The organism is Pseudomonas aylmerensis (genome assembly GCF_001702265.1).
Taxonomy (GTDB): domain Bacteria; phylum Pseudomonadota; class Gammaproteobacteria; order Pseudomonadales; family Pseudomonadaceae; genus Aquipseudomonas; species Aquipseudomonas aylmerensis.
The window spans coordinates 702,350-724,278 of sequence record NZ_MAUE01000045.1; the positions used below are offsets into that span (position 1 = coordinate 702,350).

Below are 21,929 nucleotides of genomic sequence, written 5' to 3' on the forward strand. Positions count from 1 at the left end.
AATAACCACCTGTTAGAACCAGGCGCTCTAAAAACAGGCGTCAGTATCACGATCGTTTATGACGCAACAGTGGCGAAGTGATGTCATCTAGATGACAAATTATTTAAGAATGGAACTATCGGTTTAGAGCCTTGTCCGGCGATTTGAGGGTGTGCTGGGCTCGGCGATAAGCGATACTCGCGAGGCTTTCACGCCATGACGTAGTGAGGATGCCGATGCCGTTGCAACGCCTGGACAGCCTGTCCGAAATCGCCCCGCAGGTTTGGGATGCACTGGTGCCGCAGGCCCAACCTTTCGTGCGACACGCCTTCCTCAGCGCGCTGGAAGACAGCGCCAGCCTGGGCCCCCAATCGGGCTGGCAACCGGAGCACCTGTTGCACTGGGAGGGCGATCGGCTGGTGGCGGCCTTGCCCAGTTATCGCAAGTGGCATTCCTACGGCGAGTACGTGTTCGACCACGGCTGGGCGGATGCCTGTGAGCGGGCGGGCATCGACTATTACCCCAAGCTGTTGACGGCCGTGCCGTTCAGTCCGGTCAGCGGGCCGCGCCTGCTGGCGGCCAATGCCGAGGACGGGTTCGAGCTGCTCAACAGCCTGCCGGGCTATCTGGAAATCGAGGGCCTCTCCAGCGCCCATATCAACTTCACCGACGCGTTGGCCGATGATGCGCTGGCCCGCCAACCCGGCTGGTTGCAGCGCCTGGGGTGCCAGTTTCACTGGCAGAACCGTGGCTACCGCGACTTCCAGGATTTCCTCGACGCGCTCAGTTCGCGCAAGCGCAAACAGATGCGCAAAGAACGCGAACAGGTGGCGGGGCAGGGCATCGACTTCGAGTGGCTGCAAGGCCATGAGCTGAGCGAAGCGCAATGGGATTTTGTCTACGCCTGCTACGCCAATACCTACGCGGTACGCCGCCAATCGCCCTACCTGACCCGCGCGTTTTTCAGCCTGCTGGCCGAACGCATGCCCGAGGCGATCCGAGTGGTGCTGGCCAAGCAAGGTAGTCGCCCGGTGGCCATGGCCTTCAGCCTGATCGGTGGCGACAGCTTCTACGGCCGCTACTGGGGCTGCCTGGCCGAGTTTGATCGACTGCATTTCGAAACCTGTTTCTACCAGGGCATGGACTACGCCATTGCCCACGGTCTGCAACGCTTCGACGCCGGCGCCCAGGGCGAGCACAAGCTGATTCGCGGGTTCGAGCCGGTGATTACCCGCTCATGGCACTACTTGCGTCATCCGGGGTTGAAGAATGCGGTTGAGGACTTCCTGGCACGCGAACAGGTGGGGATCCTGGCGTATGCCGAAGAAGCGCGGGCAGCCCTACCGTATCGGCAGGGCTGACCGGTTTGCCTTAAGCCGGCTCCTCCTTGCCCAGCCATCGATAGGCCACGCCGGCTATCGCCGCACCCAGCAATGGCGCGAGCCAGAACATCCACAACTGCTGGATCGCCCACCCGCCCACGATCAGCGCCGGGCCCGTACTGCGGGCCGGGTTGACCGAGGTGTTGGTCACGGGGATGGAGATCAGGTGGATCAAGGTCAAGGCCAGGCCAATGGCGATGGGCGCGAGGCCCTTGGGCGCGCGGTGGTCGGTGGCGCCGAGGATGATCAGCAGGAACATGGCTGTCATCACCAGCTCACAGACAAACCCCGCTGCCATTGAATAGCCGCCCGGCGAGTGCTCGCCATAGCCATTGGAGGCCAGGCCCGACGCGAGTTCAAACCCCGGTTTGCCGCTGGCAATGAAATACAGCAAGGCGGCGGCGAGTGTGCCGCCAATGACTTGAGCCACGATGTACGCCGGTAACTCCCTGGCCGGAAATCTTCCGCCCACGACCAGCCCCACCGAGACCGCCGGGTTGAGGTGACAACCACTGATGTGCCCGATGGCGACTGCCATGGTCAGCACCGTGAGCCCGAACGCCAGGGCCACCCCCAACAATCCGATCCCGACTGCAGGAAACGCTGCGGCCAACACCGCACTCCCGCAACCGCCCAACACCAGCCAAAACGTACCTAACCCCTCTGTGACTGAACGCTTGAACAAAGACATGCAACCCGTCCTTGATAGATCGCTCTACCCAATCCGTAAATCAGTGATGCTCCCTGCAGATTTACTTCAGCGCCCGTCTGGGCACTGCTCTGAAGTACAGCACGGATACGGCACAAATCCAGGCGCAAAAAAAAGCGCCAGCCCTTTGAAACAGAGGGCTGGCGCCGTTTTAACCTGGAGTCGGCTTGCCGGTGATGGCGCCCAAACACCTCGGTGATCTTTTAGGCTTCATCGCCGGTAAGCCGGCTCCTACGGGGAGTTAGCGGTGTTGTCTCAGTCGATGCCGACAAAACCGCCGGTCTGGTGCTGCCACAACCGCGCATACAAGCCGCCATGGGCCAGCAGTTCGGCATGGCTGCCACTTTCGGCAATCTGGCCTTTCTCCAGCACCACCAGGCGGTCCATGCGCGCGATGGTCGACAACCGGTGCGCAATCGCAATCACCGTCTTGCCCTGCATCAGGGTCTCCAGGCTTTCCTGGATCGCCGCTTCCACTTCCGAGTCGAGCGCTGAGGTGGCTTCGTCCATGATCAGAATCGGCGCATCCTTGAGCAACACGCGCGCAATCGCAATGCGTTGGCGTTGTCCGCCCGAGAGTTTGACCCCGCGCTCACCCACATGTGCATCCAGCCCGGTGCGGCCTTCGGAGTCGGACAGCAGCGGGATGAATTCATCGGCCCGCGCCTTGCGCACGGCGGCCCAGAGTTCTTCATCGGTGGCGTCCGGCTTGCCATACCGCAGGTTGTCGCGGATCGAGCGGTGCAGCAGCGAGGTGTCCTGGGTGATCATGCCGATCTGTTCGCGCAGGGTTTCCTGGGCCACCTCGGCGATGTCCTGGCCATCGATCAGGATGCGCCCGCCTTGCAGGTCGTACAGGCGCAGCAGCAAGTTGACCAGGGTCGATTTGCCCGCGCCGGAAGGGCCGATCAAGCCGATTTTCTCCCCGGCCTTGATGGTCAGGTTCAGGCCGCCAATGATCCCGCTCTTCTTGCCGTAGTGGAAATCCACCTGCTCGAAGCGCACTTCGCCGTGCGGCACGCTCAGGCGTGGGGCCTGGTCACGGTCGATTACGGCGAGCGGTTGGGCGATGGTCTTCAGGCCGTCCTGCACCATGCCGATGTTTTCGAAAATACCGTTGACCACCCACATGATCCAACCGGACATGTTGACGATCCGAATCACCAGGCCGGTGGCCAGGGCGATGGCGCCCACGGAGATCAGCGACTGCGTCCACAGCCACAGGGCCAGGCCGGTGGTGGTGACGATCAGCAGGCCGTTCATGGTGGTGATCACCACGTCCATGCTGGTGACCACGCGGCTGGCCAGCTGGGTTTTTTCGGTCTGCTCGATGATCGCTTCCTTGGCGTATTCCTGCTCGTATTGAGTGTGTGCGAACAGCTTCAAGGTGGTGATGTTGGTGTAGCCGTCGACGATGCGGCCCATCAGCTTGGAACGCGCCTCGGACGAGATCACCGAGCGTTCCTTCACCCGTGGCACGAAGTAGCGCAGCGCCAGGCTGTAGCCGATGATCCACGTCACCAGCGGGATCATCAGGCGCCAGTCGGCCTCGGCAAACAGCACCAGGGAGCTGATGGCGTAGATCGCCACGTGCCAGATCGCATCGACCGCCGCCACGGCGGAGTCGCGCAGGGAATTGCCGGTCTGCATGATGCGCTGGGCGATGCGCCCGGCGAAGTCGTTCTGGAAGAAATTCAGGCTCTGCTTGAGCACATAGCTGTGGTTCTGCCAGCGAATCAGGCTGGTCATGCCCGGGCTGATGGTCTGGTGTACCAGCAGGTCATGCAGGGCGCCGAAGATCGGGCGCAGCAGCAGGGCGACCACGGCCATCCAGATCAGCTCGGTGCTGTGCAGCTGGAAGAAGTTCGCCGGCGGCGTGCCTTGGGCCAGGTCGATGATGCGGCTCAGGTAGCTGAACAGCGCGACTTCGATCAGCGCACCGATCAGGCCCACCACCAGCAATGCGGCAAAACTTGGCCACACCTGGCGCAGGTAGTAGAGGTAGAAGGGCAGGACTTTATCGGGAGGGGCGGCGCTGGGCGCGTCGCGGAAAATATCGATCAGCTTTTCAAAACGACGATAGAGCATTAGGTTGACGCCCGCCTGGCGGGCTCTCCTGTTCAAATGCGCGCGCCGCCTCGTGGGCCGCGCGCGGAACTACCTGCAGACCTCAGTCGATGCGCTTGGCCGACTTGATCAGGACAGGATCGATTGGCACGTTCTGCATGCCTTGTTTGGTGGTGGTCTGCGAGTTGACGATGATGTCGACTACGTCCATGCCCTTGACCACTTTGGCGAATACGGCATAACCGGCATCGCGGCCTGGGTCGAGGAAGGCATTGTCGGCCACGTTGATGAAGAACTGGCTGGTGGCCGAGTTCGGGTCATTGGTACGCGCCATGGACAAGGTGCCACGCACGTTATGCAGGCCGTTGCTGGCTTCGTTCTTGATCGGTGCTTCGGTCGGCTTCTGCGACATCGACTGTGTAAAGCCGCCACCCTGGACCATGAAGCCCGGGATCACACGGTGGAAAATCGTGTTGGTGTAGAAGCCCTTGTCGACATAGGCCAGGAAGTTCTTGGTACTGATCGGCGCCTTGACCGGGTCCAGTTCGATTTCAATCTCGCCGTTGGTGGTGGTGATCAGCACGTGAGGTGCCTTGGCGGGCTCGGCGGCCATCAGGTTGGCAGCGAACAGAACGGAACCGGCAAAGAAGGCGATTTTTTTCAGCATGGGTCAGTGATCCTGGGTAGTGGTTTCGACTGTCTCTAGAAAATCGAGCAGGGTGGTATTAAAGACTTCGGGTTGATCCAAGGGCGTGGCATGGCGTGAATCTTCGATCATCACCAGCCGCGCATCGGGCAGCAGTTTTACATAGTTTTCTTTGTGCGCCACGGGGGTGTAGTCGTGGTCGGCGCTGATGACCAGGGTTGGACAGGTAATTCTCGAAAGTCGTTCCTGTACGCCCCAGCCCACAATCGCATCGAAGCTGGCGAGATAAGCACGTTTGTCGTTTTTTGCCCAGCGTTCGGCCATCTTGCGCCGCAGGTCGGCCTGTTCCGGCTTGGGGAACAACCGGTCGCCGAGGGCCTTGCCGATGGTCGCGAGGCTGAGCACCCGGGCGAGCGTCCAGCGCTTGGCCCACCACCCGTATTCCTGGAGACTGCGCACCTTGACCTCGGGCGCGCTGTTGACGATGCACAGGCTCTTGACCCGTGCGGGTTCGTCCACCGCAAGTTGAAACGCGATCATGCCACCCATGGACAGCCCCACCACGTGCGCGGCGGGCAGGTCCAGATGCTCGATGAGCGCGAGCAGGTCGTTGGTGAAGCCCTGGATGCTGTAGCGCTCGCGGGGTTTGTCCGAACGGCCGTGGCCACGTACATCCACCACGATCAGCCGATAGTGACGGGCCAGCACCGGGACCTGCAGCTCCCAATCCTGGCTGCTGGAGCCCAGGCCGTGGATCAGGACCAGCGGGCTGCCGCGACCGTATTGCGCGTAGTGCAGGTTGCATCCTTCATGTTCGAACCAGGCCATGGGTGAACTCCGTTTCAGGCTTGCTGGGGGGCCGCGAACGGTGCGTCCAGCGGCGCAGTGTCAAAGGTGCGCAGCAGTTCCACGAGGATCTGCGTGGCCGGGCCCAAGGGTTTGTCTTTGTTCGAGTAGAGATAGAACGTCGGGTTGCGGCTCCCGCCCTTTTCCAGCGGCAGTTGCTTGAGCAAGCCCTCCTTGAGCTCGCGCTCGATCAGGTGGCGGGGCAACCAGGCAAAGCCCAGGCCGCTGCTGACGAACGTGGCGGCGGTGGCCAGGCTGCCGACGGTCCAGCGCTGTTCGGCGCCGAGCCAACCTACATCCCGCGGTTGCTGGCGGCCGGAATCGCGGATCACCACCTGCATCTGGCTTTCGAGGTCCTGGAAGCTCAGTTCGCGGTTGAGCCGATGCAGGGGGTGATCGGGGTGAGCCACGGCGATGAATTCCACGTCGCTCATTTCCGTGCCCAGGTAACCCGGGATGATGAACCCACTGATGGCCAGGTCGGCCATGCCATCGAGCAACAGTTCTTCAACGCCCGACAGTACTTCTTCGCGCAGTCGCACGCGGCAACCGCGACTCTGCGGCATAAAGGCGGTGAGGGCACGCACCAGGCGCGCGTTGGGGTAGGCAGCGTCCACCACCAGGCGGACCTCGGCCTCCCAGCCCTGTTCCATATGGTGGGCGAGGTCTTCCAATTGGCTGGCGTTTTTCACCAGTTGCCGGGAGCGGCGCAACAGCACTTCTCCGGCGTCGGTGAGCACCGCCTTGCGCCCATCGATGCGCAGCAAGGGCACGCCGAGCTGGTCTTGCATGCGGGCCACGGTGTAGCTCACCGAGGACTGCGAACGGTGCAGCGCTTCAGCCGCCTGGGCGAAGCCGCCGTGGTCGACCACGGCTTGCAGCGTGCGCCATTGATCGAGGGTAACGCGGGGCGCTTTCAAGATGGGCTCCTCTTGTCCTAAGCTGACAGTCCTTATTGGAGACTGCCGAATGAGAAAATTCTGTTGCGTGTTGCTGGCACTGCTGCCGATGACCGCGTTTGCCTACCCCATCGACGTGACTAAAAAGATCAATGGGGTACAAATCGATTACACCGCTTCCGATGTGGACGGCGACATCAGCTCGATCCAGCTCAATAACTACGGCACCCAGGATGCCGTGTGTTCGGTAACCTTCACCAACGGTCCGGAGTCCCCACGTCGCCGTACGGTGACGGTGCCCGCCGGCAAAAGCACCAACACCACGGTCAAGTTCAACCGCGCCATCATCAAGATGCGAATCGCCTTGGACTGTGCGCCGAAATAAAGCAGCAGAGCAGGTCGACAGGAACACTGCACATATAAACAAATTTATAGATGGGTTATAGCAGTTTTTTGCGCTTTTTAATCGAATGAGCCCTGGTTAACCTTTTCTCCATCGCCTTACAGCATTTACAGATGGAGCCTACGAAGCCATGTCCAATGTTCTGATCATCGAAAGCAGCGCTCGCCAGCAGGATTCGATTTCCCGCCAACTGACCCGCCAGTTCATCAGCCAATGGCAGGCCGCCCATCCGGCAGACCAGATCACCGTGCGCGACGTGGCCCTCAACCCGGTTCCGCACCTGGACGCCAACCTGCTCGGCGGCTGGATGAAGCCTGCCGAGCAGCGCAACGACGATGAGCAGGTGTCGCTCGACCGCTCCGATGAATTGACCCACGAATTACTCGCCGCCGATGTGCTGGTGATGGCTGCGCCGATGTACAACTTCGCCATCCCAAGCACCCTCAAGGCCTGGTTGGACCACGTGTTGCGCGCCGGTGTGACCTTCAAGTACACCGCTACCGGCCCGCAGGGTTTGCTCACCGGCAAGCGCGCGATAGTGTTGACCGCTCGCGGCGGCATCCACACCGGCGCCAGCTCCGATCACCAGGAACCGTACCTGCGCCAGGTCATGGCGTTTATCGGGATTCACGACGTGACCTTCATCCACGCCGAAGGAGTGAACCTGAGCGGGGACTTCCAGGAAAAGGGCATCAACCACGCCAAGGCCTTGTTGGCACAGGTGGCCTGATCCGTTAATCGCCAGATAATCGCGCGGTGTTTATCTAGTGCCACGCAAACCCTTCAAGTACGCGTAACGAACCTCCCTTTGCACTTTTGCTCCTGAGTGCTCCTGCCCGACTGACGCTTTAGCGAGGTCGGGTTTTTTTTGCCTCGAGTTTCGTCAATCGCCGAAAACCTTTAATGTCCCGCCCATTCGAAACGAGGCGCGCATGGGCTATCTACTGGTTGTCACCCTGATTCAGGCTTTTTCCTTCAGCTTGATCGGCGAATACCTCGCCGGTCACGTCGACAGCTACTTCGCGGTGCTGGTGCGCGTGGTGCTTGCCGGGCTGGTGTTTATCCCACTGACCCGCTGGCGCTCGGTGGCGCCGGCCTTCATGCGCGGCATGCTGTTGATCGGCGCCTTGCAGTTTGGCGTGACCTACGTGTGCCTGTACCTGAGCTTTCGCGTGCTGACGGTGCCGGAGGTGCTGTTGTTCACCATCCTTACGCCGCTGCATGTGACCCTGATCGAAGACGCCCTCAACCGCCGCTTCAATCCCTGGGCGCTGATCGCCGCGCTGGTCGCGGTAGCGGGCGCGGCGGTGATTCGTTTCGACCAGATCACGCCGCACTTCCTCATGGGCTTTTTGCTGCTGCAATTGGCCAACTTCACCTACGCCGCCGGGCAGGTGATGTACAAGCACCTGGTGGCGCGTTATCCGAGCGATCTGCCGCACTACCGACGTTTCGGTTATTTCTACGTGGGGGCGCTGCTGGTAGTGCTGCCGGCATTCCTGCTGTTCGGCAAAGCCGACTTCCTGCCCGACGCGCCGCTGCAGTGGGGCGTGCTGGTGTTCCTCGGGTTGGTCAGCACTGCGCTGGGCATGTACTGGTGGAACAAGGGCGCCTGCCTGGTGCAGGGCGGCACCTTGGCGGTGATGAACAACCTCCACGTGCCGGTGGGCCTGCTGCTGAATTTGCTGATCTGGAACCAGCATGAGCCGCTGGGACGGCTGGCGTTGGGCGGGCTGGTGATCGTGGGGGCGGTGTGGATCAGTCGGTTGGGCGTAAAGCCGCCCAACCGCTCCGTGGCTTAAATCGCGCGACTTTCCGGGGTCGGCAAATGGCTGGCCCCCAGCACCGCTGGCAACATCCCCGCGCGCAAATCACTGCCACTCGGCTGTTGATACAGGCTCAAGCCAAACTCCGGCAACACGGCCAGCAGGTAATCGAAGATATCCCCCTGGATCCGCTCGTAATCCGCCCACGCGGTGGTGCGGGTAAAGCAGTAGATCTCCAGCGGCACGCCCTGGGCGGTGGTCTGCATCTGGCGAACCATGCAGGTCATGTTCGGCTGGATGTCGGGGTGGCTTTTCAGATAGGCCAGGGCGTAGGCGCGAAAGGTGCCGAGGTTAGTCATGCGGCGGCGGTTGGCCGACAGTTGCGCGCTGTTGCCCTGGGCTTCGTTCCAGGCCTTGAGTTCAGCCTGCTTGCGCCCGATGTAGTCGGTGAGCAGGTGCACCTGGGTCATGCGCAGTTCCTCATCGTCACGCAGGAAGCGCACGCCGCTGGCGTCGATAAACAAGCTGCGCTTGATCCGCCGCCCGCCGGAAGCCTGCATGCCGCGCCAGTTCTTGAACGACTCGGACATCAGGCGCCAGGTGGGAATCGAGACGATGGTCTTGTCGAAGTTCTGCACCTTGACCGTGTGCAGGGTGATGTCCACCACGTCACCGTCGGCGCCGACCTGAGGCATTTCGATCCAGTCGCCGACGCGCAGCATGTCGTTGCTGGTCAGTTGCACGCTGGCGACGAACGACAGCAGCGTGTCCTTGTACACCAACAGGATCACCGCCGACATCGCACCCAGGCCCGACAGCAGCAACAGCGGCGAGCGGTCGATCAGGGTGGCGACGATGATGATTGCGCCGAACACGAACAGCACCATTTTCGCCAGTTGCACGTAGCCCTTGATCGAGCGGGTGCGTGCGTGTTCGGTGCGCGCGTAGATGTCCAGCAGTGCACTGAGCAGCGCGCTGATCGCCAGCACCATGAACAGGATGGTCAGCGCCAGGGCCACGTTGCCGATGAACAGGATGGCGGTCTTGCTCAGGTCCGGCACCAGGTACAGGCCGAACTGGATCACCAGCGACGGCGTCATCTGCGCCAGGCGGTGGAAGACTTTGTTGTGCCGCAGGTCATTGAGCCAGTGCAGCGCCGGCTGCCGGCCGAGCAATTTGACGGCGTGGAGGATGAGGTAGCGCGCCACCCGTCCGAGCAGCAGCGCCACTACCAGCAACACCAGCAAGCCCAGGCTGGCGTGCAGCAGCGGGTGTTGATCGAGGGCGCCCCAGAGGTCCTGGGCGTTGAGCCAGAGCTGTTTGATATCCATGGGTGAAACCGATTCTTCTGTAAGACAAGACGAGGCGATTAGAGCATTTAAGTGCAACAAAGTTGATGTTCCGGACAAATGCCCTGACAAAAAAGCAGCTGATTAGCACCGTTCGCGTAAAGACACTCGGTTTGGACGCCCGAAACCGGTACCCTATGCAGCTGATTTTTTGTATTTCTTCGAGGTAGCACCCGTGTTTTCCCAATTCGCCCTGCACGAACGCCTGCTCAAAGCCGTGGCCGAGCTTAAATTTGTCGAGCCTACGCCTGTGCAAGCAGCGGCCATCCCGCTCGCGCTCGAAGGGCGTGACCTGCGGGTGACGGCTCAAACCGGGAGTGGCAAGACCGCCGCTTTCGTCCTGCCGATTCTTCACCGTCTGATCGGCCCGGCCAAAGTCCGCGTCAGCATCAAGACCCTGATCCTGCTGCCAACCCGCGAGCTGGCCCAGCAGACCTTGAAGGAAGTGGAACGCTTCTCGCAGTTCACCTTCATCAAGTCCGGCCTGATCACCGGTGGCGAAGACTTCAAGGTCCAGGCCGCCATGCTGCGCAAGGTGCCGGACATCCTGATCGGCACCCCGGGCCGCATGATCGAGCAACTGAATGCCGGCAACCTCGACCTCAAGGAAGTCGAAGTGCTGGTACTCGACGAAGCCGACCGCATGCTCGACATGGGCTTTGCCGACGACGTGCAGCGTCTGGTCGGCGAATGCGTCAACCGCCAGCAGACCATGCTGTTCTCCGCCACCACCGGCGGTTCGACCCTGCGCGACATGGTCGCCAAGGTCCTGAACAATCCTGAGCATCTGCAAGTCAACAACGTCAGTGACCTGAACGCGACCACGCGCCAGCAGATCGTCACCGCCGACCACAATGTGCACAAAGAGCAGATTCTCAACTGGCTGCTGGCCAACGAGACCTACCAGAAAGCCATTGTGTTCACCAACACCCGTGCAGCGGCCGACCGTATCTACGGTCGCCTGGTGGCCCAGGATTACAAAGCGTTCGTGCTGCACGGCGAAAAAGACCAGAAAGACCGCAAGCTGGCCATCGACCGCCTGAAGGCCGGTGGCGTGAAGATCCTGGTGGCCACCGATGTCGCCGCTCGCGGCCTGGACGTGGACGGCCTGGACATGGTCATCAACTTCGACATGCCCCGCAGCGGCGACGAGTACGTGCACCGTATTGGCCGTACCGGGCGTGCCGGCAACGATGGCCTGGCGATCTCGCTGATCTGCCACGGCGACTGGAACCTGATGTCGAGCATCGAGCGCTACCTCAAGCAGTCGTTCGAGCGCCGTACTATCAAGGAAGTCAAAGGCACCTACACCGGGCCGAAGAAGGTCAAGGCGTCGGGCAAGGCCGTGGGGGTGAAGAAGAAAAAGACCGACGCCAAGGGCGACAAGAAAAAGGCCGGTGCCAAGTCGCCGACCAAGCGCAAGATTGCCAACCGCCCGAAGACCGACAACCTGTCGTTGGTCAGCAAGGACGGCATGGCACCCCTCAAGCGCCGCAAGCCAGAAGCACCGGCTGCTGAGTGATTCAGGGCTGATATGAAAAAACCGGACAATGTCCGGTTTTTTTATGCCTTCAGTTTTTCGCCTTGGCGGCGGCTTCTTTCAATTCTTTCAAGCGGGCGTCGATCAACTGGCACTTGTCGGGGAATTCCGCGCTTTCCGTGTCCAGGTTCATTTTCTGCAATTCATCATTCATTTCCTTGGCCTTGGTCGGGTTCTGCTCGGTGAGCTTGGCCACTTCCTGGGCGAGTTGCTCGCGCTTGGCGGTGGCCTCCTCGGGCGTGCAGGCCCAGGCGGGCAGGGCGGTCAGGAGCGTGGCGGCGATGGCCAGGTTCATAAGGGTTTTCATGGGGGACCTCCTTGGCGGTTATGCTCAGTTGAGGGTGCGAACGTCTGGAAAGTTCAGAGAAATCACGCCCGTCCGGTCGGCTGAACGGCGAGTGGCGTGGCGTGTCACACCTTTAGACGGGCTACTTTCCTTAGGCCTGCAGGAGGAATCAGGATGACGACTTACAACTGGGATTTGATCGAACGTCTGCTGCATGAAGTGCAGAACGGCGAAGGCAGCTTTGCCCCTCGCAAATATGCCGAGCAGGAAGCCGCCGAGAAGGCCACGGCGGGCGAATCCACGGGCAATCTGGACGCGCTGAAAAAGACCGCTGCCGATTACGAAGCGCTGCTGTTCAAGCGAGGGTTTATTGAGTCGCGGCCTGAGGAGGAGGGCGGCAATGGTGAGAATTTCATCCTGACCGCGCTCGGCGCGCAACTGCTGGCGCTGATCGACAGCTCGATACCCGGCAATGATCACCCGCGCCAGGTGCTCGATGAGCAAGCGGATGCGCTGGACCCGGCAACGTTTGCCGAGGTGGCGTCGAAGGCCCAGATTGCCTGAGCGGCCAACGTGCGGATTTGTCCTCGAAAGAGGTGTGTCAGTCAGCGAATATGCTGGCTGATCCACCGCCTTCGCGGGCAAGCCCGCTCCCACATTTTTCATCGCGGTGAAGCCTGGGGTTTGGCCGCGTGGCTGGAATAGTCGGGCCTTGCACCGCAGGCGTGGACAACGCCTCTCTCCCTGTGGGAGCGGGCTTGCTCGCGAATACGGTGTGTCAGCCAACGAATATGCTGGCTGATCCACCGCCTTCGCGGGCAAGCCCGCTCCCACATTTTTGATCGCGGTGAAGCCGGGGGGTTGGCGCCGTGGCTGATATAGTCGGGCCTTGCACCGCAGGCGTGGACAACGCCTCTCTCCCTGTGGGAGCGGGCTTGCTCGCGAATGCGGTGTGTCAGTCAACGAAGATGCTCGCTGATCCACCGCCTTCGCGAGCAAACCCACTGCCACATTTCTAGCTCGCAGCACCCTTCAGGCATTTGAGCGCCTTGAAGTCACTGCGCACGCCGTCGATTTTTTGCCTCAGCTTCAGTCGCTGCTGCACGGTGCTCTCAGCCATCAGGTCGACGATCAAACTGCGCGCAGCCGCTTCGGTCTGGGCATAGGCCGTGCGGTATTGCGGGGTCCACAGACTTTCGCGATCTATCAGCAGTTGCTGCATTTTCTGCGGGAAGTCGGGGCTCTGGCGCTGCTTCACCGCTTCGATAAATTGTGCCTGCCAATGCGCGCGGTTGCCGATCCATTCCTGGTTTTGTTCACCCAGGGCGATGGACCAGGCGGTCACGCGATTCTGCTGGCTGGCACTCAGCGGGCCCATCCAGGCGTCCAGGCGCTTGCTCATGCGTTGGGCGCGTTCCTTGATCTGCTGCTCAAGCGGCGGCTTGAGGTACTCGTCCTGACGCTTGCGCAGGTCTTTGGCCAGCGCATCGTTCATGTCCTTGACCTGTTGGTCGTCCAGCCCCTTGAGCAGTTCGATGGCCGACGGGGTAATCTCGCGGGCGACATCGGCAATGGCCTGTTTGGCTTCGGCGGTACGCGTCTGTAAAGCAGCGTCGGTGACCTGGTTGGTGTCGACCATCTGCTGCAGGCGGTCCAGCCAATCCAGGTAGCCCGGCAGTTGCGTGGTGCAGTGCCAGGCCAGGTGTTCCTTGAGTTTGTCGTTGAACCAGCTCTTCTGCCCGGCATTCATGTCCAGGTAGTCGTTGAGGGTCCACGGGATGATGACGTCGAGGTTGCGATAGGCCAGGCCCACGCGATTGCAGCCGGCGAGCACCAGGCTCAGGGTCAGCAATACCACCAGTAGTTTGAGCCGACGCAGCATGGGCGGGTCCTTGCGCTGAGGGGGTTAGTGCATGTGAACCCGCGGCAGGCGCGACAGTTCAGCCCGTCAATAAAACGACCGCGCGGCCTTCAAGGTCAACAGGCCGTCGCATTGCGAGTTGTGTCCGGAGTACGCCGAGCAGTCGCCGCCGCTGAGGCTGGAGTCGCTGTAGATCAGGTTCAGGTCCACGCCCATCCACTGGCGGGAGAACTGCACCGACCAGTCGCTGAACGTGCTGATGGAGCCGCCCTCCACCGAGACCGGGGTGCCCAACTGATGGGTGGTGTATTTCATGCTCACACCGATGCCGAACGGCTGCGTGCCGCCGAGGTCGGCGAACAGCGTGCTGTCCTGGCGGTCCGGATCATTGCTGAACGACGCACCGAAGCGGTTGCCCAGCAGGTTGAGGCCACCGTAGAACTCCTGGCTGTCGAGAGGGCTGAGCTTGGGATAGCTGTAATGGATCAGGCCCACTTCATAACCCAGGGTCTGGTCGAAGGGGTGTTTGAAGCCCATGTACGAGTCGACCTCAAGATTGCTGGTCGAGGACAGTCCCATGTTCGGCGAAAACTGGCCGACATACAGGCCGCTGTCGTGGCTCAGGTCCAGCCCGCCGTGGAACGAGTCGCTGCCGGGAGAAGTCGGCTTGACCAGGCCCTGCGCCATGCTGCGGGTAGGTGTAGTGCCCAATTTGAGGTCGAAGTCGCCCAATTCGCGCTGGAAGATCTGCGCTTCGGCGAGGGGGCTGGCGGCCAGGGCTGCGACCAGGAAAATGCAGGGTTTGAACATGCTTCACTCCGTGAAAAGCGAGGAGCAGTGACGAAGAAAGTCGGGGAGATGCCCGTGCTAGACGTGTGCAAGCATACCGGCGAATGCCAGGAGCTGAGCCCCGTTCGTCGATTGGCGCGAGATTGAGTGTGTTTAAGAGGGTATTTGCGGCTCTAGTCCTAGCGCCTTGATGGCAAGGCGCTTAGGGACCAGGTGTGTTGCGCGGTGTTACTTTTTACCCAGGCTGATCTGCTTGGACGGGCCGAAAGTCTGGCCGCTGACGCCCTTGGCAATTTGCTGGATTTCGCCACCGGACTTGAGGAAAGCAGCAATCTGGCTGTTGATCGATTCGCTGGTTTCAACGGCGGGAGCTGGCTTTGCTTTGCTGTTGGATGCTTTTACGCGCATGGCGGCCACTAACCTGTAGAAAATTAACTTGGCCAGGCATCGTACAGGAAATACTTGACAATTGCTTGGCAAATATCCCCCGGGAATAAGTCGTGAGGCGGGAAATGCGCAAACTTGGTTTTTGAATTAAGCCCCTAACTTACTGTTTTAACTGGAAACCAGTGGGCTGTGAGGCGTGACGGGCGCGCCGAAATTCAGCCGAATGATCGGACGAGCGGGGGGGTGCCAGTAGAACGCCACGCACGCCGCGATTTTTCAGGCGCGCGCGCGTGGCGAGCGCAACTCGGGTAGAATGCCGCCCACGCAATGAGGGTATTTGGAAATGGCTTTAGTCGGGCGCTACAACAGCTTGCAAGTGGTTAAACACACGAACTTCGGTTTGTACCTGGACGGTGCGCAAGACGGTGAAATCCTCTTGCCTAATCGGTACATCCCCAAAGATATTCCCAGTGAAGATGAAGACTGGCTTAACGTTTTCATTTATCTGGACAGCGATGACAAACTTATCGCCACGACCGAAAAACCCAAAGTTCAAGTTGGCGAGTTTGCCAGTTTGAAAGTTGTTGAAGTCAACAGTATCGGCGTGTTCCTCGACTGGGGCTTGCCCAAGGATCTGTTGCTGCCGTATTCGGAAGAAAAACGCCAGTTGAGCGCCGGTGAATACTGCGTGGTGCATGTTTATCTCGACAAGCACACCAAGCGCATTACCGCCACCGCGCGGCTTGATCGCTACCTCGACAAGACGCCTGCCAACTACCAGGTGGGCCAGGAAGTCGACCTGCTGGTCGCAGAAGCCACCGACATGGGCTTCAAGGCGATCATCAACAACAAGCATTGGGGCCTGATCCACAAGAACGAAGTGTTCAAGTTCCTGCGCCCGGGCAAGGAAGAGAAAGGCTTTATCAAAGAGATCCGCGCCGATGGCAACATCAGCCTGAGCCTGCAGCCGGTCGGCCAGGAAGCGGCCTCCAGCCTCAACTCCAAGATCCTCGCCAAGTTGCGTGAAAACAATGGCACCCTGCCGGTCAGCGACAAGAGCGACCCGGCGGTGATCAGCAACTTGTTCGGCGTGAGCAAGGGCAACTTCAAGAAAGCCATCGGTGCGCTCTACAAGCAGGGCCAGATCGTGATTCATGCGGATCGCATTGAACTAAGCTGAGTGCGATTTGCTCTCCTGTAGGCGCCGGCTTGCCGGCGATGAGGCCAGTGGCCTTTAAGGTGTTTCCTCACACGCCGTCGCTGGCCAGCCAGCGCCTACAGAAGGTCACTGCAATGTCCAAACGATCGCTGTTCGCCTACCTCGGCACGTTGCTCGCGTTTCTCGTCCTTGACGGCCTTTGGCTCGGCGTCCTGATGGGCCCGACCTACAAATCCTTGCTGGGCCCGCTGATGCTTGATCAGCCGCGCCTGTTGCCCGCGGTGCTGTTTTACCTCCTTTATGCCCTCGGTTGTGTCGTCTTCGTGGTCTTGCCCAGCGCCAGCTGGCAACGCGCCGCGCGCCTTGGCGCCTTGCTTGGGCTGGTCGCCTACGGCACCTATGACCTGAGCAATTGGGCCACGCTGCACGGCTGGTCGGCTGCTCTTGCGATCATGGACATGGCGTGGGGCACCTTCCTGACGGCGGCCTGTTGCACCGTGGGATACCTGTGTGCACATCGAGTGCACCAATGATTGTGTACAGGATTTACGTGCACCGTTACTGAGCGAAACCCAGTAGCTAACCGCTGATAAACCCCTTTGGAACGCCGTTACACAGGGATTGTGTGCCATTGGCATGTATTCTGCTGAATACCTCGTATACAAACCATGCCGCCTTCCGTATGCACCCGCTACGGTAGCGCAGGCAGGTATTTCGAGGAGCCCAGCGATGACCGAACACTTGCCCAAAGGCTACAGCCCGCGCCTGTACAACCAGGACCTGGGGCCGCTGCCGCAGAAGTGGACCTGGTACAACATTTTTGCCTTCTGGATGAGCGACGTGCACAGCGTCGGCGGCTACGTGTTCGCCGCCAGCCTGTTCGCGTTGGGGCTGGCCAGTTGGCAGGTCTTGATTGCCTTGCTCGCCGGCATCTGCATCGTGCAATTGATCGCCAACCTGGTGGCCAAACCGAGCCAGCAAGCGGCAGTGCCTTATCCAGTGATCTGCCGGCTGGCCTTTGGCGTATTCGGAGCAAATATTCCCGCGGTGATTCGCGGCCTGATCGCCGTGGCCTGGTATGGGATTCAGACGTACCTGGCGTCGAGTGCCTTGATCATCGTGGTGCTGCGCTTTTTCCCCCAGATGGCGGTGTATGCAGAGCCGCATTTCGCAGGCTTGTCGTACTTGGGCTGGTTTGGTTTCCTCAGCCTGTGGGTGCTGCAGGCGGCGGTCTTCTGGGCCGGCATGGAGTCGATTCGCCGCTTCATCGACTGGGCCGGTCCGGTGGTCTACGCGGTGATGTTTGCCTTGGCTGGATGGATTGTGTGGAAGGCCGGCTGGGCGAATATCAGCTTCACCCTGGCAGAAAAGTCGCTGTCGGGCTGGCAGGCGTTTGGTCAGGTGATCGTGGCGACGGCGCTGGTGGTGTCGTACTTTTCCGGGCCGACCCTGAATTTTGGCGACTTCAGCCGTTACTGCCGCAGCATGCGCGACGTGCGGCGCGGCAACTTCTGGGGGCTGCCGGTGAATTTCCTGGCGTTTTCCCTGGTCACCGTGGTGATCGTCTCAGGCACTTTGCCGGTGTTTGGTGAAATGCTCCATGACCCGATCGCGACGGTTTCGCGCATCGATAACAGCATGGCGGTGTTGCTGGGCGCGTTTGCCTTTGTTACGGCGACCATCGGCATCAATATCGTCGCCAACTTCGTCTCCCCGGCGTTTGACTTCGCCAACGTCGCACCGAGCAAAATCAGCTGGCGCGCCGGCGGGATGATCGCGGCCGTGGCATCGATCTTCATCACCCCCTGGAACCTGTTCAACAACCCGCTGATGATTCACTACACCCTGGACATCCTCGCCGCCTTCATCGGGCCGTTGTTCGGGATTCTGTTGGTGGATTTCTACCTGATCAAAAAGCAGAAGATCGATGTCGATGCGCTGTTCGATGACAGCCCAGGCGGGCGCTATTACTTCGACGGCGGCGTGAATTGGACGGCGGTCAAGGCGCTGGTGCCGGCGACGCTGGTGGGCGTCGCGATCACCTTCACCCCGGCGTTGCAGGGCATGGCCAATTTTGCCTGGTTTACCGGATGCTTCCTGGGTGGGCTGTTTTTCCTGGTGTTGTCGCGGCGCGAACAGGTGCGAGTGCCTGCACCGATGGTTGCCGGCTGACCAACACCCCGCCCGCTACCAGCAGGCCCGCACCGGCGACTACCAGCGCCGGTTGCAGGCCGCCGCTGAGTTGGCTGCTGACCGACGCCAGCAATGGACCGCTCAGTTGGCCGATCGCAAAGCTCGCGGTCAACAGCCCGGTGCTGCGCTGGTAGCCGTGGGGGGCGACTTCGCGCAAGCGCGCCATCACCAACTGCATGCACGCCAGGAACGGCCCTCCGCACAGCAGCACGCCCAGCGCCAACCCCCAGCCATTGCCCAGCAGGCAGGCGAACACCCCGGCCGCTTGCAACCACAGGGTCGCCATCAACCAGCGACGGGTGGTGTGCGGGTCCTTGCGGCGCAGGCTCGCGGCGACCACGCCAATCGCCGCGGCCAGGCCAAAGCAGGGCCAGAACAGATCGGCCTGCCAGGCGCCCTTGAATTGCGCGCTGGCCATCTGTGACAGAAACGTCGCCGGAATGATGTAGCCCAGGCCGTACAGCACGTAGATCCAGCACAGGTGCGTGATGCTGCCATTACTGGCCACCTCGGTGTGGCTGGAAACGGGCGCGCTGGCGGCCGAAGGCTTGGGCAAAAACGGCAGGATCGCCAGCAGCATCACCAATGCCACCCCACCATACACCAGCCACAGCGTTGCGGAGTTTTGGCCCAGCAGGTTCGAGCCCAGCGCCAGTAACCCGGTCAGCAGAATCCCCAGCCCCGGCCCGGCAAACACCAGGGCCCCGAGGCGTGGGCGGCCGGCGGCAATCGCCAGCGGCTGGCTCAGGATGGTGATCATCACCAGCGCCCAGGCGCTTGCCACACCCGTGCCGAAACGCAGCAGCAGGTGCGGCCAGAACCCGTGGGCCCAGTACGACGCCAGCGTCAGCAGCACACACAGCCACAGCCCGCCGTACAAGCGACCGCGTACGTGGTGATGGCTGCGCGCGAAGATCGAATCCACCGCGCCGACAAAGTAGCCCAGGTAATTCGCGGCAGCGATCAGTCCGGCGCCGGTCAAGTCGATCTGCCCCTCGCTGAGCAGATGCGGCATTTGCGGGGTGAGGGCGAAGCGGCCGATGCCCATCGCCATCATCAAGGCGACAAAGCTGGCAAGTAAGCGGATCAAAGGGGACATGGTCAGGTTTCCTGCGGGTCAGCGAATACCCTCAGGCTAAAGCGGATTGACTTTCTGTAAAAATGAATAATAGTGAGTAACTTGTTCAGTTTTGGAGAAAGGTATGGAGTTCAGTCAATTACGCATCTTCCAGGCCGTGGCGGAAGAGGGCTCCATCACGCGGGCGGCTGACCGGTTGCACCGGGTGCCGTCAAACCTGTCTACGCGCCTCAAGCAAATGGAGGAGCAGCTCGGCGTAGAGCTGTTCGTGCGCGAGCGCCAGCGTTTGCAGCTTTCTCCTGCAGGTAAGGTGTTGTTGGACTACAGCACGCGCCTGCTGGCTCTGCACGACGAAGCCCACGGCGCCGTGCAAGGCGGGCAACCGGCGGGTGATTTTGTACTCGGCAGCATGTACAGCACGGCAGCCGTGCATTTGCCGAAGCTGCTCGCGCGTTATCACAAGGCTTACCCGATGGTGAACCTGCAGGTGCAATCGGCGCCCAGTGGCGAGTTGCTTGAAGGTCTGATTACCGGTCGCCTGGATGCTGCATTTGTGGACGGCCCGATCACGATCGCCACGCTGGACGGCGTGGCCTTGTGTGAAGAGCGCCTGGTGCTGATTTGCGAAGCCGACCATCCGCCAGTGCGCGGGCCGCAGGACGTCGCCGGCCGCGCAGTGTTCACCTTCCGACGCAGTTGCGCCTACCGGGCACGGTTGGAAACCTGGTTTTCCCACGAGCGCGTGGCCATGGGCCGGGCGATTGAGATCGAATCCTATCAAGGCATGCTCGCGTGCGTGATCGCAGGCTCCGGCGTGGCGCTGATGTCTGAATCCATGCTCGACAGCCTGCCGGGCAAGGACAGCGTGTCCGTTCATCCGCTGACAGGGCCTTTCGCCACTGCTACCACTTGGCTGATGTGGCGAAAGGGTATGCTCGGCGCTAACCTCAATGCGTGGATCGACCTGCAGCAAGAGGGCAAGGCCGAGTTCCTGCCGGACACGCGCGCAATCGCTTGAACGATCTGTCAGGATTTTGATCAATCCAGTAATAGTTCGTTGTGGTTTCGTTCAAGCAATACGTAGGACTTCGGGCTACTATCAGTGTAGGAAAGGGCGACAGAACTTGCGCCTACCAGCATTACCCTCAAAGGGGGCAACCATGAAAGAGAAAATCCAGAACTGGCTCCACGACCTCGGTGTTGCACTGGGCTTGATCGAGCCGCCACTGCAGCCGGTGCCGATCCGCACCGACGATGAGCAGCGTCGTCCACGTCGCAGGTAAGTCTTGAGGCGCTCACGGGATTCAATCGCGCGAGCGCCGACGCCGTCAGTCGTTCTTCAGGGCGTCACCGGTTCCCTGTAATCCGAGTGCACGTTTCGTACTATCCGCACCGCTTGATTGTCTGATGAGGCGCGCCTCAATGTCGGACCCTTCTGCTTGTTACGTCATCCCTGCCTTTTCCTTATTTGCTCTCCTATATTTTTGTCTTTACAGGGATGAAAAGGCATTGAAATGTCGAGTGTTGATAGCGAAGGAATGTTGATTTCCGAAAGAGTCGAGCATCGTCGGTTTCGAACGATCGAACACGGCGATTTGCGCAGTGTGCGTGCTTTAGTGGTCCACCAGACCGACGCGCCCACGGCGCAGCACACCTTTAATGGCTACCTTGCCAAAGGCAGCGGTGCGCACTTTCTCATCGAAAAAAATGGCGTTATCTACCAGACGGCCAGCCTGAAAAAACGCTGTTATCACGTTGGGCGCTACCTTCGTTCCAAGTGCCTGGCCGTTGATAAGACGACGTGCGATACCCCCCAGATCCAAACTATCCAAGCACTCACCTGGACGTTGCAGATTCGGGCATTGGACAGGTATGAGCGTACCAAGGACTATCCTGAGCGATACCCCATGAATGCTGATTCCCTGGGTATCGAACTGGTTGGCAAGCATCTGGATGCTGCACGTTATGAGGAGGTGACCGCTATGCAGAATGAGTCCCTGCGGTGGCTTGTGTCTGAGTTGTATGGGCATTTTCGTCTGACACCGGCTGACGTCTACACACACCCGCAAATCTCATATAAGCATCCAGGTGAAGCCAGCAGTGCGGTATGGCAATGAATTTAAGGCCATTGTCTTTCGGCGTGTGTGTATTACTTGCCGGATGTTCGTCCTCCCATGCGGTTATCGAGGACATTCTCATCTCTGACTTCCATTCCGACGAGCCTGAACGGTGCCGACCCAGTGACGTTGCACTGGATGAGCGGCAGGTGGCGTCCTTTTTTAAACGCGCCGAGCCTATCGACGGCCGCACACTGCATGACCAGTTTGATTGGGCGCCTTGTTACCTTGAAGGCACGCTGAAATATCAGGGAAACGCCTGTATTTGGCGGGTTAGGGCAGGCGCTACGGGTGAGGTCGAATGCTCGGCATCCGCGCAATATTTTGGCTGCAAGGACTGCGAGAATTTGTTTAAAGCGCTCAAGCAGTAGCCTGGCGTGGGTCAGGCTTTGGCGTGCAACTGTCGGAATTGGACTACCTGTTCGTCAGAAATGGCTGGCTTATCTAATTCCAAGAATCGGCATAGGTTGAAG

24 protein-coding genes are annotated in these 21,929 nt (G+C 60.4%); 13 read left to right on the forward strand and 11 right to left on the reverse strand.

The genetic code is table 11. The features are described from left to right. Positions 1 to 215 precede the first annotated feature (215 nt). Positions 216 to 1,340, forward strand: a complete 1,125-nt coding sequence (locus BBG20_RS29050; protein WP_065909875.1) for a GNAT family N-acetyltransferase — start codon at positions 216 to 218, stop codon at positions 1,338 to 1,340. 10 nt (positions 1,341 to 1,350) lie between these two features. Here the strand turns inward: BBG20_RS29050 and aqpZ are convergent, their stop codons facing one another. The 5 genes from aqpZ to BBG20_RS29075 all read right to left on the reverse strand — a co-directional run bounded on the left by aqpZ (position 1,351) and on the right by BBG20_RS29075 (position 6,549). Continuing rightward, on the reverse strand, positions 1,351 to 2,052 hold the full coding sequence (gene aqpZ / locus BBG20_RS29055) for an aquaporin Z (protein ID WP_065909644.1): 702 nt from the start codon (positions 2,050 to 2,052) through the stop codon (positions 1,351 to 1,353). Positions 2,053 to 2,325: 273 nt separating this feature from the next. Next, positions 2,326 to 4,158 carry an ABC transporter ATP-binding protein gene (locus tag BBG20_RS29060; protein WP_065909647.1) on the reverse strand — a complete coding sequence of 611 codons (1,833 nt, stop codon included), beginning with the start codon at positions 4,156 to 4,158 and terminating at the stop codon, positions 2,326 to 2,328. An 82-nt stretch (positions 4,159 to 4,240) separates the two neighbouring features. Beyond that, positions 4,241 to 4,804, reverse strand: a complete 564-nt coding sequence (locus BBG20_RS29065) for a peptidylprolyl isomerase (protein WP_065909649.1) — start codon at positions 4,802 to 4,804, stop codon at positions 4,241 to 4,243. Positions 4,805 to 4,807: 3 nt separating this feature from the next. After that, the gene (locus BBG20_RS29070; RefSeq protein WP_065909651.1) at positions 4,808 to 5,611 is read right to left on the reverse strand and encodes an alpha/beta fold hydrolase; all 804 of its coding nucleotides are present in this window, start codon (positions 5,609 to 5,611) and stop codon (positions 4,808 to 4,810) included. A gap of 14 nt (positions 5,612 to 5,625) precedes the next feature. After that, positions 5,626 to 6,549, reverse strand: a complete 924-nt coding sequence (locus BBG20_RS29075) for a LysR family transcriptional regulator (RefSeq protein WP_065909653.1) — start codon at positions 6,547 to 6,549, stop codon at positions 5,626 to 5,628. Positions 6,550 to 6,598: 49 nt separating this feature from the next. On the opposite strand from BBG20_RS29075, the gene BBG20_RS29080 reads away from it, so the two are divergent. The 3 genes from BBG20_RS29080 to BBG20_RS29090 all read left to right on the forward strand — a co-directional run bounded on the left by BBG20_RS29080 (position 6,599) and on the right by BBG20_RS29090 (position 8,733). After that, positions 6,599 to 6,913: a 3-phosphoglycerate kinase gene (locus BBG20_RS29080; RefSeq protein WP_065909655.1), complete on the forward strand. Its 315-nt coding sequence runs from the start codon at positions 6,599 to 6,601 to the stop codon at positions 6,911 to 6,913. A gap of 148 nt (positions 6,914 to 7,061) precedes the next feature. Then, positions 7,062 to 7,661 (forward strand): FMN-dependent NADH-azoreductase, encoded by a 600-nt coding sequence (locus tag BBG20_RS29085; RefSeq protein ID WP_065909657.1) that lies wholly within the window; start codon positions 7,062 to 7,064, stop codon positions 7,659 to 7,661. Between the two features lie 202 nt (positions 7,662 to 7,863). After that, positions 7,864 to 8,733 carry a carboxylate/amino acid/amine transporter gene (locus tag BBG20_RS29090; protein ID WP_065909659.1) on the forward strand — a complete coding sequence of 290 codons (870 nt, stop codon included), beginning with the start codon at positions 7,864 to 7,866 and terminating at the stop codon, positions 8,731 to 8,733. Here the strand turns inward: BBG20_RS29090 and BBG20_RS29095 are convergent. After that, a complete protein-coding gene (locus BBG20_RS29095) occupies positions 8,730 to 10,028 on the reverse strand; it encodes a mechanosensitive ion channel family protein (protein ID WP_065909661.1) in 1,299 nt (432 codons plus the stop codon). The two genes, BBG20_RS29090 and BBG20_RS29095, sit on opposite strands and share 4 nt — an antisense overlap. A 193-nt stretch (positions 10,029 to 10,221) precedes the next feature. On the opposite strand from BBG20_RS29095, the gene BBG20_RS29100 reads away from it, so the two are divergent. Next, positions 10,222 to 11,568 carry a DEAD/DEAH box helicase gene (locus BBG20_RS29100; RefSeq protein WP_065909664.1) on the forward strand — a complete coding sequence of 449 codons (1,347 nt, stop codon included), beginning with the start codon at positions 10,222 to 10,224 and terminating at the stop codon, positions 11,566 to 11,568. Between the two features lie 49 nt (positions 11,569 to 11,617). Here the strand turns inward: BBG20_RS29100 and BBG20_RS29105 are convergent, their stop codons facing one another. After that, on the reverse strand, positions 11,618 to 11,893 hold the full coding sequence (locus BBG20_RS29105) for a hypothetical protein (RefSeq protein WP_065909667.1): 276 nt from the start codon (positions 11,891 to 11,893) through the stop codon (positions 11,618 to 11,620). A 153-nt stretch (positions 11,894 to 12,046) separates the two neighbouring features. Between BBG20_RS29105 and BBG20_RS29110 the strand changes: the two genes are divergently transcribed. After that, positions 12,047 to 12,436, forward strand: coding sequence for a hypothetical protein (locus tag BBG20_RS29110; RefSeq protein WP_017134854.1), 390 nt, complete (start codon positions 12,047 to 12,049; stop codon positions 12,434 to 12,436). Between the two features lie 451 nt (positions 12,437 to 12,887). Here BBG20_RS29110 and BBG20_RS29115 read toward each other — a convergent pair whose 3' ends face one another. The 3 genes from BBG20_RS29115 to BBG20_RS29125 all read right to left on the reverse strand — a co-directional run bounded on the left by BBG20_RS29115 (position 12,888) and on the right by BBG20_RS29125 (position 14,930). Beyond that, entirely contained in the window at positions 12,888 to 13,754 is an 867-nt protein-coding gene (locus tag BBG20_RS29115) for a DUF6279 family lipoprotein (RefSeq protein ID WP_065909669.1), read from the reverse strand. Between the two features lie 66 nt (positions 13,755 to 13,820). Beyond that, positions 13,821 to 14,543, reverse strand: coding sequence for a TorF family putative porin (locus BBG20_RS29120; protein WP_065909672.1), 723 nt, complete (start codon positions 14,541 to 14,543; stop codon positions 13,821 to 13,823). 207 nt (positions 14,544 to 14,750) lie between these two features. Then, the gene (locus BBG20_RS29125) at positions 14,751 to 14,930 is read right to left on the reverse strand and encodes a hypothetical protein (protein ID WP_003193095.1); all 180 of its coding nucleotides are present in this window, start codon (positions 14,928 to 14,930) and stop codon (positions 14,751 to 14,753) included. Positions 14,931 to 15,252: 322 nt separating this feature from the next. On the opposite strand from BBG20_RS29125, the gene BBG20_RS29130 reads away from it, so the two are divergent. The 3 genes from BBG20_RS29130 to BBG20_RS29140 all read left to right on the forward strand — a co-directional run bounded on the left by BBG20_RS29130 (position 15,253) and on the right by BBG20_RS29140 (position 18,240). Then, complete coding sequence (locus tag BBG20_RS29130; protein WP_034099624.1) at positions 15,253 to 16,089, forward strand: CvfB family protein; 837 nt, start codon at positions 15,253 to 15,255, stop codon at positions 16,087 to 16,089. Between the two features lie 113 nt (positions 16,090 to 16,202). Then, positions 16,203 to 16,601 carry a DUF2177 family protein gene (locus BBG20_RS29135; RefSeq protein ID WP_065909674.1) on the forward strand — a complete coding sequence of 133 codons (399 nt, stop codon included), beginning with the start codon at positions 16,203 to 16,205 and terminating at the stop codon, positions 16,599 to 16,601. Positions 16,602 to 16,797: 196 nt separating this feature from the next. Further along, positions 16,798 to 18,240: an NCS1 family nucleobase:cation symporter-1 gene (locus tag BBG20_RS29140; protein ID WP_065909676.1), complete on the forward strand. Its 1,443-nt coding sequence runs from the start codon at positions 16,798 to 16,800 to the stop codon at positions 18,238 to 18,240. Here the strand turns inward: BBG20_RS29140 and BBG20_RS29145 are convergent. Continuing rightward, positions 18,152 to 19,360: an MFS transporter gene (locus BBG20_RS29145; protein WP_065909678.1), complete on the reverse strand. Its 1,209-nt coding sequence runs from the start codon at positions 19,358 to 19,360 to the stop codon at positions 18,152 to 18,154. The two genes, BBG20_RS29140 and BBG20_RS29145, sit on opposite strands and share 89 nt — an antisense overlap. A gap of 103 nt (positions 19,361 to 19,463) precedes the next feature. Between BBG20_RS29145 and ptrR the strand changes: the two genes are divergently transcribed. The 4 genes from ptrR (at position 19,464) to BBG20_RS29160 (ending at position 21,827) form a co-directional block, all read left to right on the forward strand. After that, positions 19,464 to 20,357, forward strand: coding sequence for a putrescine utilization regulator PtrR (gene ptrR / locus BBG20_RS29150; protein WP_065909679.1), 894 nt, complete (start codon positions 19,464 to 19,466; stop codon positions 20,355 to 20,357). Between the two features lie 142 nt (positions 20,358 to 20,499). Continuing rightward, a complete protein-coding gene (locus tag BBG20_RS33360; protein ID WP_003193089.1) occupies positions 20,500 to 20,622 on the forward strand; it encodes a PA1414 family protein in 123 nt (40 codons plus the stop codon). Positions 20,623 to 20,853: 231 nt separating this feature from the next. Next, positions 20,854 to 21,456, forward strand: a complete 603-nt coding sequence (locus tag BBG20_RS29155; RefSeq protein ID WP_065909680.1) for a peptidoglycan recognition protein family protein — start codon at positions 20,854 to 20,856, stop codon at positions 21,454 to 21,456. Further along, positions 21,447 to 21,827, forward strand: a complete 381-nt coding sequence (locus tag BBG20_RS29160) for a hypothetical protein (protein ID WP_065909681.1) — start codon at positions 21,447 to 21,449, stop codon at positions 21,825 to 21,827. The genes BBG20_RS29155 and BBG20_RS29160 overlap by 10 nt, the downstream gene beginning before the upstream one ends. Positions 21,828 to 21,929 lie beyond the last annotated feature (102 nt).